An 8,339-nucleotide genomic window follows, 5' to 3' on the forward strand; every position below is an offset into this window, starting at 1 on the left:
CCCTGCACCCTCGGGAGGCTGGGGTCTCTTCTAACCAGTCACGCATCAGGACGTGACTGGTTAGAAGAGACCCCAGCCTCCCGAGGGTGCAGGGTCGGGAGGCCGGTCACGCGACGGGATCCGCGGTCTCGGCGGGGACGGCGGGTGCCTCGGGGTTGCGCAGGTAGGAGAGGACCAGCTCCTCCAGCGACGGCCTGCTGGTGCGCCAGTCGGTGTCCAGCGGGGTCGACGGGCGCAGCAGGGCCGTGAGCTGGCGGCCGGTGGTGCGCGACTCGACGACCGGGTGCGGGGCGAGGGGCGTCTGCGCGGGCGCGGAGACGCGGACGTGCGCGGTGAGCAGGTCGTCGATCTCGCCGGCGAGGCGGACCCGGCCGCCGCCGATCAGCAGCAGGTGGTCGCAGGAGTCCTCCAGCTCGGCCACCACGTGCGAGGACATCACGATCGTGGTGCCGGACTCGGCGGCCCGCGCCATGAGGAGGCCCATCATCTCGTGCCGGGCCAGCGGGTCCAGATCGGCCATCGGCTCGTCCAGGAGCAGCAGTTCGGGCCGCTTGGCCAGCGCGAGGGCGAGGGCTACGCGGGTGCGCTGGCCGCCGGAGAGCGCGCGGATACGGGACTTCGGGTTCAGGTCGCCGTCGGCCACGATGCGTTCGGCGACGGAGGCGTCCCAGCGGTCGGTGTTCAGGTCGGCGCCCATGCGCAGCGTCTCGGCGACCGTGAGCTGCGGGTAGAGGGGCTTGTCCTGCGCGACGTAGGCGACCCGCTCGCGGGCCGCGCCCGGCGCCGTGCCGAGGACGGACAGCGCGCCCTCGGTGGGGGCGAGCAGTCCGGCGGCCAGCGCGAGGAGCGTGGACTTGCCCGCGCCGTTGGGCCCCACGACCGCGCAGACGCGCCCGGCGGGCAGCCGGAAGGCGCAGTCCCGCAGCGCCCACCCGCCCCCTCGGCCGAACCGCTTGCCGAGCGCGTCGGCCTCCATCGCGGCGGTGCCTGTCATGAAGGTTCTCCTTGGAAGTGCTTTTCGAGTACGGCGGTGAAGAGCGCGGCGATGTCGTCCCGGTCCAGGCCGGCCGCCAGGGCCCGCGCGGCCCAGTCGTCGAGTTCCAGGCGCAGCGGCGAGTCGGCGGGGGTGGTGGTCAGCCCCTTGCGGACGAAGGTGCCGAGGCCGCGCCGGGCCTCGACCAGCCCCTCGCGCTCCAGCTCGCGGTAGGCCTTGAGGACGGTGTTCGGGTTGATGGCGGTGGCCTCCACGACCTCGCGAGCCGTCGGCAGTTTGTCGCCGGGCTCCAGCATTCCCAGGCGCAGCGCCTGCTTGGTCTGCTGGACGATCTGGACATAGGTGGCCACGCCGCTGTGCCGGTCGATGCGGTACTCGACCACTGGGGTTCCACCACCCTTTCACTAATTGAGTAGTGAAAGGGTGGTGGAAGATGGTTCGGAAAGTCAAGACGGATCCGCATGCGGATCCGTGAACCGATCGACGGTGCTCGTGCGATGAGGAGACGTGAGCGATACGGAAAGCGACGGGGAGCTGCTGCGGGCCATCGCGGCGGACGGCGACCGGCGCGCGTTCGAAGAGCTGTACCGGCGGTACGCGCCATGGCTGACCGCGCGGCTGCGCGGCCGGTGCGCCGACGCCGGGATGGTCGACGACGTCGTGCAGGAGACGTTTCTCGCGGTGTGGCGGGGCAGTGCGCGCTACCGCGAGGACGGAGCCTCGACGGACGCTGCCGGGTGGCTGTGGCGGATCGGGTCACGGCGGCTGATCGACGTGCTGCGCGGCGACGGGGCGCGCGGCCGGATGCGGCAGGCGCTGGCGCGACTGCGGCACCGGGACGAGGCGTCGGCGGAGGAGCGCGTGCTCGCGGGGGTGGAGCACGGGGACCTCGCCGGCGCCCTGGTCCGGCTCTCGCCGGAGCTGCGGGCGGTCCTCCAGGCCACCGTGATCGACGGGCTGACCACCCGGGAGGCGGCCGTCCTGCTGGGCATCCCGGCCGGCACGGTCAAGACACGGGCCATGCGGGCCCGTAAGCAACTGCGGGAGGAGCTGGCATGACCTGGCATGTGGCCGAAGACGACGTACGCGCCTATGCGCGGGGCGAGTTGGCACCGCCCATGCTCTGGTCCGCCGACACCCACCTCGCCAACTGCCCCGAGTGCAGGGCCCTGTTGGCGTCGGTCACCGACTCCGTCGCGCTGGACGCGGGCTGGGCGCGCCTCGACGCCGAACTCGACGCCCCCAAAAGGGGGTTGGTGGAGTCCCTGCTCGTCCGGATCGGCGTCGCCGACCACACGGCACGGCTGCTCGCGGCCACGCCGGTGCTGCGCCGCTCATGGCTCGGCGCGGTGGTCGCGCTGCTGGTGATGACGGTGCTCGTGACCAACTCCCTGAAGAACACTGCCTCCCCGAGCCTCTTCCTCGGCCTCGCCCCCCTGCTCCCGCTCGCGGGCGTGGCCCTGTCCTACGGCCCGAAGCTCGACCCGACGTACGAGATGGCGGTCGTCGCCCCGCTGCACGGCTTCCGTCTCCTGATGATCCGCACGGTCGCCGTGCTGGTCGCCGTCCTCGGCCTCAACGGCCTGGCGTCGCTGGCCCTGCCCGCGTACGGCCTGGCCGCCCTCGGCTGGCTGCTGCCCGCACTCGCCCTGACGACGACCGGTCTGGCCCTGACCCCGCGGCTGGGCCCGGTGCTCGCGCCGTCCCTGGTCGGCGGCGGCTGGGTGGCGTTCCTCCTCGTGGCGAACAACCTGCACGGCGGCACGCTCGAACCGTTCACCCCGGCGGGCCAGGGGGTGGCCGCGGCGGTGACCGTCCTCGCGGCCGGGCTCCTCTACCTGCTCCGGGACCGCTTCGACGCGCGCCCGGCCGCCTTCGGCCCTCTCGCCTGATTCCTCGAACCCTGACTGGAGTTCCGTACATGACCACCACCGTCTCCGCGGCCGGGCTCAGCCTGCGCTACGGCTCGACGCACGCCCTCGACGACGTGTCGCTGCGGCTCGGCGAGGGCGTCACCGGCCTGCTCGGCCCCAACGGGGCTGGAAAGACCACCCTGTTGAGGGTCCTGGCGACGGCCCAGCCCGCCGACTCGGGCAGCTTCACCGTGCTCGGCCACGACCCGAGCACCACGGCCGGCCGGCAGGAGGTGCGGCGGGCGCTCGGCTATCTGCCGCAGACCCCCGGCTTCCACCCGGACTTCACCGCCTTCGAGTTCGTCGACTACGTCGCGATCCTCAAGGAACTCACCGACCGCACCGGCCGCCACCAGGAGGTACGGCGGGTGCTGGAGGAGGTCGACCTGTCGGACGTGCGCGGCAAGCGCATCAAGAAGCTGTCGGGCGGCATGCGGCAGCGCGTGGCACTCGCGGCGGCCCTCGTGGGCGACCCCGGCTTCCTGGTCCTGGACGAGCCGACCGTCGGCCTCGACCCCGAACAGCGCATGCGCTTCAGGGAGTTGATCGCCAGAGCGGGCGAGGGCCGCACGGTCCTGCTCTCCACCCACCAGACCGAGGACGTGGCGATGCTCTGCAACCGGGTCGTCGTCATGGCCGGCGGCACCGTTCGCTTCGAGGGCACCCCGGCCGAACTCACCGCACGGGCCGCGGGCCGGGTGTGGAGCGGTACGGAACGCGACCCGGCCGCGATGGCGGGCTGGCGCACCGGCCTGGGCGCCTTCCGCAACGTGGGCGATCCGCCCCCCGGCGCGGAACTCGTCGAACCCACCCTGGAGGACGGCTACTTGATCGCCCTCGACGGCGTGGTCGCGGAGGTGGCGGCATGAGCGCCGTACTGGACAAGGCACCCCCGGCCACTCGCACCGAGGACCAACGCCGGTCCTGGGCGGCGGTGTTCGCGCTCGCCCGTTTCGAGGCGCGCAAACTCCTCCTGCGCCTCCCGGTGTTGTTCATGTTCGTCCTCCACGCCGCCTGGATCTGCTGGGACATGCGCGACGCCTGGACCGGCTACCCGGCCCTCCAGGACGTCGATCGCGCCACCCAGACCGGCCCGATGCTGCCCGCCCTGGCCGTCCTGCTCTGCGCCAACCAGGCCGTGCTGCGCTCGCAACGCCAGGACACCGACCGGCACTTCGGGGTCCTCGTCCTCGAACCATGGCGCCGTACGGTCGCGTTCGCGCTGTCCGTCGTACCGGCCGTCGTGCTCACCGCGCTGCTGGTGGGCGCACAGTTCACCTGGGGCGTGCTCGCGCCCGGCTCGGTGGGCCACGGCTCGGTGGGCGAACTGCTCGTCGGACCGCTCACGGTCCTGCTCGCCGGGACGGCCGGAGTACTGCTGGCCCGGGTCGTACGATCCCCCTTCGCGGCACCGATGCTCCTGGTGCTGGCGTTCTTCGCGATCACCTTCCTCGGGGCGGTCCCGGGCGACTCCGACGGCAGCGCGACACGCTGGCTGGTCCCGGTCATCGGCGACGCGAGCAGCAAGCCCCTCCCCTCCGACCTGCTGGGCCGCCCGGCCGCCTGGCACGCCCTCTACCTGTTCGCACTGGCGCTGACCCTGGCGCTGGCGGCGGTCCTGGTCAACGGCGGCCGTACGAAGACGGTGGCGGCGGCGCTCGTGGTGGCGGTCGGCCTCGGCACCTGGGGCGCGGTGGGCCAGGCGGGCAAGGTGTCCGACGCGACCACCCAGGCCCGCGTGCTGGCCACGGTGAACCCGGCGAAGGTCCAGTCCTGCGTCCGCGAAGGCAGCTCCACGTACTGCGCATTCCCCGAGTGGACGCCGCGCATCGGCACCTGGGCGAAGGTCACGGACGGCGTCCAGTCCCTGGCCGGCGGCACCGCGGCCCAGGAGAAGCTGCTCGTACGGCAGCGCGTCGAGGCCCGCTACGGCATGGACAGCGACGGCTCGATCGTCGAACCGTCCACCGTGCCGTACCAGGTGACCGTCGGTACGCGCTGGGGCGGCCCGCGGGTACCGGAGTTCGCCGCGGCGGTCTCCTCCGTGCTGGTCATGGGCAGTGAGAAGGCGGTCGGCTCCCTCTGCGACGGCCGCATGGTCACCATCATGTGGCTGGCCCTCGGCTGGCAGTCCGACCCGGTGACCCAGCTGCGCGCGGTCCGTCTCGACGACAGCGCGAGCGGCTCCGCGATCGTGGTCTCCCCGACCAACCCGATGTCCATGACGGCCGAACAGACCACGGTGCTCACGGAGTTGTTCGCAGCCGGCCCGACGACGATCACCCCGAAGGTGAAGGCCCACTGGTCGGAGCTGACGGCACCCAAGGTGACGACGGCGAAGGTGGCGCAGCTGCTGGGCGTGAAGGCGCCGACAGGGGCGGACAAGTGCGAGTGAGAGAACGGGAGTCGGCCCCGGCGACGGTTCGGGGCCGCGCAGGGACGCTGGGCCGGCTGGGCCAGTTGGTACGGCCGACCGCCCGCTCACTGCCCTGGCGGGCGGTGGGCGCGGGCGCCGCCGTAGGACTCCTCCTGGCCGCGCTGCCCCGCCTGACCTCGTCCGACCCCGACCCGTGGATGACGCTGCTCCTGCTGCGCGGCGCCGCGCTGTCCTTCGCCCTGGGCCTGACCTTCCTCCTGGACGACCCGGCCCGCGACGTCACCGCCACGGTCCCGACCCGCCGCATGGTCCGGGCAACCCTGCGCACCGCACTGATCGCCCCGTCGGCGGCGCTGTGGTGGACGGCGACGGTGCTGCTGATCCCGCCCAAGGTCCGCCCCCCGGTCGGCGACATCACCCTGGAGGCGGCCGCCGCGACAGTCGTGGCCCTGGCGGCCTCGGCCCTCGCCACCCGCCTCACCCCCGAACCACGACCGGGCCAGCGCGTAGCCGTCGCCCTCCTCGCCACGTCCATGGCGGCAGCCCTCTTCGTCCCCCGGAACTGGGGCCTGTTCGCCACACCGAAGGACAAGAACTGGGCGACGGGCCACGACCATTGGACCCTGATCCTGCTGAGCGCGGCGATCGTATGGGCGGCATGCGGCCCGGAACCGCTCAGGCGGCACAGGGGGTTGCTGCGGGTACGGAGAACACGTCCTGGTCTGTCTGCCGGTTGACCCGGTCCAGCGCGCGGGCCGCCGACAGCACCCCGGGCCTCATGACTCCGAGCGGTACATCAGGTCCGTCTCGTACGTCGTGAACCCCAACCGCTCGTACACCGACACCGCCGCCTTGTTGTCCGCGTCGACATACAACATCGCCGTGGCCAACCCCCGCCCGGCAAGGTGCCGTAGACCGATCGTCGTCAGCGCCTTGCCGAGCCCCCCACCCTGCACACCCGGCAACACCCCCACCACATACACCTCACCGAGCCCCTCCTCCGCATGGACCTTGGTCCAGTGGAACCCGACGAGCTCCCCACCCCGCTCGGCCAGGAAGAACCCCTCGGGATCGAACCACGCCTCGGCCTTACGGTCGTCCAGGTCCCGCTGGGTGAGGGAACCCTGTTCCGGGTGGTGGGCGAAGGCCGCGGCGTTCACGGCAAGCCACGCCGCGTCATCGACACCCGGCACGAAGGTCCGCACGGAAACCCCCTCCGCGAGCACCGGCTCCGGCAGCGCAAGGTCGGTCAACCCCCGCCGCAACTGCCGGAGTTCACGGAACATCGTGAGCCCGAGCACCTGCGCGAGATGCCGCGCCGCGGCATGCCCCCCGTGCGCCCACACCCGCAACCGCTTCCCCGACGCCGCCAGCAGCGCCGTACCCAACGCCCGCCCGTGCCCGTGCCCCCGATGCGAGGGATGCACGACGAGTTCCGCGGCCGGCGCCTCCACCGGATCCGTGTCCTCCAACTGCGCGTACCCCACGAGCACGTCGCCCAGGGTCAGCAGCAGATGCGAGACCCCGTCCCGCTCACCCCCACGGATCCGCAACCGCCCCTGCTCGGACACCGCCTGCTGCCCGTCGGTCCCGGCGGCCTCGGCGATGAGCGCGAGGACGGCCCCGCCCTGGTCCGGGGTGAGCGCGGAGTAGGTCTCGATCGATCGGGATGCGGGCGCGGGCCGTACGGTGTCGTCGCTGGTCATGGGCATCAGGGTAAGCGGACATACCAGCAAAGTGGCGGCAAAGAAGAAACCAGGATGTAACCAAGAACCCCCTGTCACGCTACGCGCGTTGACCCTAGGCTGCGCCGGAACGTGGTGCCATCTCAGCCGACACACAGGGGGGCTCATGCCAGCCACTTCCCAGCCGTACCGCCCGCGCAGACGTCGTACCGCAGGCCTGCTCGCCGCAGCCGCGAGCCTGGCCACGGCCGGTGCGCTGGCCGCCGCGCTGCCCGCCGACGCGCACGGAAACCCGACCGGCGGCCACGGGTCCAAGCCCAGCCGCTACCAGGACGTCCAACTCCTCTCCTTCAACGACCTGCACGGCAACCTGGAGCCCCCGTCCGGTTCCTCCGGCCGGGTCACCGAACTCCAGGCCGACGGCACGACGAAGACGATCGACGCGGGCGGTGTCGAGTACCTCGCCACCCACCTGCGCGAGGCCCGCAAGGGCAACCCGTACTCGATCACCGCGGCCGGCGGCGACATGGTCGGCGCCTCCCCGCTGATCTCGGGCCTGTTCCACGACGAGCCGACCATCGAGGCCCTCAACAAGCTGGACCTGGACGTCACTTCGGTCGGCAACCACGAATTCGACGAGGGCGCCAAGGAGTTGGCCCGCCTCCAGAACGGCGGCTGCCACCCCACCGACGGCTGCTACACGGACAAGAAGTTCAAGGGCGCCGACTTCCCCTACCTCGCGGCCAACGTCCTCGACGAGAAGACGAAGAAGCCGATCCTCAAGCCGTACTGGGTGTGGAAGAAGAACGGCGTCAAGGTCGGCTTCATCGGCGTCACACTGGAGGGCACCCCCGGCATCGTCTCCGCGGACGGCGTCAAGGGCCTCCAGTTCAAGGACGAGGTCGAGACGATCAACAAGTACGCCAAGGAGCTCCAGAAGCAGGGCGTCAAGTCGATCGTCGCGCTGATCCACGAGGGCGGCTTCCCGGCCTCCGCGTCCTACAACTACGACTGCGACGCGTCCGGCGGCGGCTCCGGCATCTCCGGCCCGATCGTCGACATCGCGAAGAACGTCACCCCGGCCGTCGACGCCCTCGTCACCGGCCACACCCACAACGCGTACGTCTGCACGATCGACGACCCAAGTGGCAAGCCCCGTATGGTCACTTCGGCCGCGTCCTTCGGCCGCCTCTACACGGACACCACGCTGACGTACGACCGCTTCACCGGCGACATCGCCCGTACGTCGGTCAAGTCGGCGAACCACGTGGTCACCCGGACCGTGCCCAAGGCCGCCGACCTGACCTCGCTGATCGGCAAGTGGAACACCCTGGCCGCGCCCATCGGCAACCGCGCGATCGGCTAGATCG

At 71.8% G+C, this 8,339-nt stretch carries 8 protein-coding genes and 1 pseudogene; 6 read left to right on the forward strand and 3 right to left on the reverse strand.

The window, feature by feature from the left end:
* Positions 1–106: 106 nt before the first annotated feature.
* Positions 107–994 (reverse strand): ABC transporter ATP-binding protein, encoded by an 888-nt coding sequence (locus JHN63_RS43845; RefSeq protein ID WP_200690718.1) that lies wholly within the window; start codon positions 992–994, stop codon positions 107–109.
* Complete coding sequence (locus JHN63_RS43850; protein WP_200690719.1) at positions 991–1,377, reverse strand: GntR family transcriptional regulator; 387 nt, start codon at positions 1,375–1,377, stop codon at positions 991–993. The genes JHN63_RS43845 and JHN63_RS43850 overlap by 4 nt, the downstream gene beginning before the upstream one ends.
* Positions 1,378–1,501: 124 nt before the next feature.
* Here JHN63_RS43850 and JHN63_RS43855 point away from each other — a divergent pair, with 124 nt between their 5' ends.
* Genes JHN63_RS43855 through JHN63_RS43875 form a run of 5 tightly spaced genes read left to right on the forward strand, consistent with a single transcriptional unit; the run spans position 1,502 to position 6,021 of the window.
* Positions 1,502–2,053, forward strand: coding sequence for an RNA polymerase sigma factor (locus JHN63_RS43855; RefSeq protein ID WP_200690720.1), 552 nt, complete (start codon positions 1,502–1,504; stop codon positions 2,051–2,053).
* Positions 2,050–2,886, forward strand: a complete 837-nt coding sequence (locus JHN63_RS43860) for a zf-HC2 domain-containing protein (protein ID WP_200690721.1) — start codon at positions 2,050–2,052, stop codon at positions 2,884–2,886. Before JHN63_RS43855 ends, JHN63_RS43860 begins: the two co-directional genes overlap by 4 nt.
* Positions 2,887–2,915: 29 nt before the next feature.
* Positions 2,916–3,776, forward strand: coding sequence for an ABC transporter ATP-binding protein (locus JHN63_RS43865; protein WP_200690722.1), 861 nt, complete (start codon positions 2,916–2,918; stop codon positions 3,774–3,776).
* Positions 3,773–5,302: an ABC transporter permease gene (locus JHN63_RS43870; protein ID WP_200690723.1), complete on the forward strand. Its 1,530-nt coding sequence runs from the start codon at positions 3,773–3,775 to the stop codon at positions 5,300–5,302. Before JHN63_RS43865 ends, JHN63_RS43870 begins: the two co-directional genes overlap by 4 nt.
* Positions 5,293–6,021, forward strand: coding sequence for an ABC transporter (locus tag JHN63_RS43875; RefSeq protein ID WP_307782128.1), 729 nt, complete (start codon positions 5,293–5,295; stop codon positions 6,019–6,021). The genes JHN63_RS43870 and JHN63_RS43875 overlap by 10 nt, the downstream gene beginning before the upstream one ends.
* Before the next feature lie 39 nt (positions 6,022–6,060).
* Here JHN63_RS43875 and mshD read toward each other — a convergent pair whose 3' ends face one another.
* A complete protein-coding gene (mshD, locus tag JHN63_RS43880) occupies positions 6,061–6,990 on the reverse strand; it encodes a mycothiol synthase (protein ID WP_200690724.1) in 930 nt (309 codons plus the stop codon).
* Positions 6,991–7,135: 145 nt separating this feature from the next.
* Here mshD and JHN63_RS43885 point away from each other — a divergent pair.
* A pseudogene (locus JHN63_RS43885) lies at positions 7,136–8,332 on the forward strand (metallophosphoesterase); the annotation flags it as partial.
* Positions 8,333–8,339: the final 7 nt, after the last annotated feature.

This window comes from Streptomyces sp. MBT65, assembly GCF_016612545.1.
Classification (GTDB): domain Bacteria; phylum Actinomycetota; class Actinomycetes; order Streptomycetales; family Streptomycetaceae; genus Streptomyces.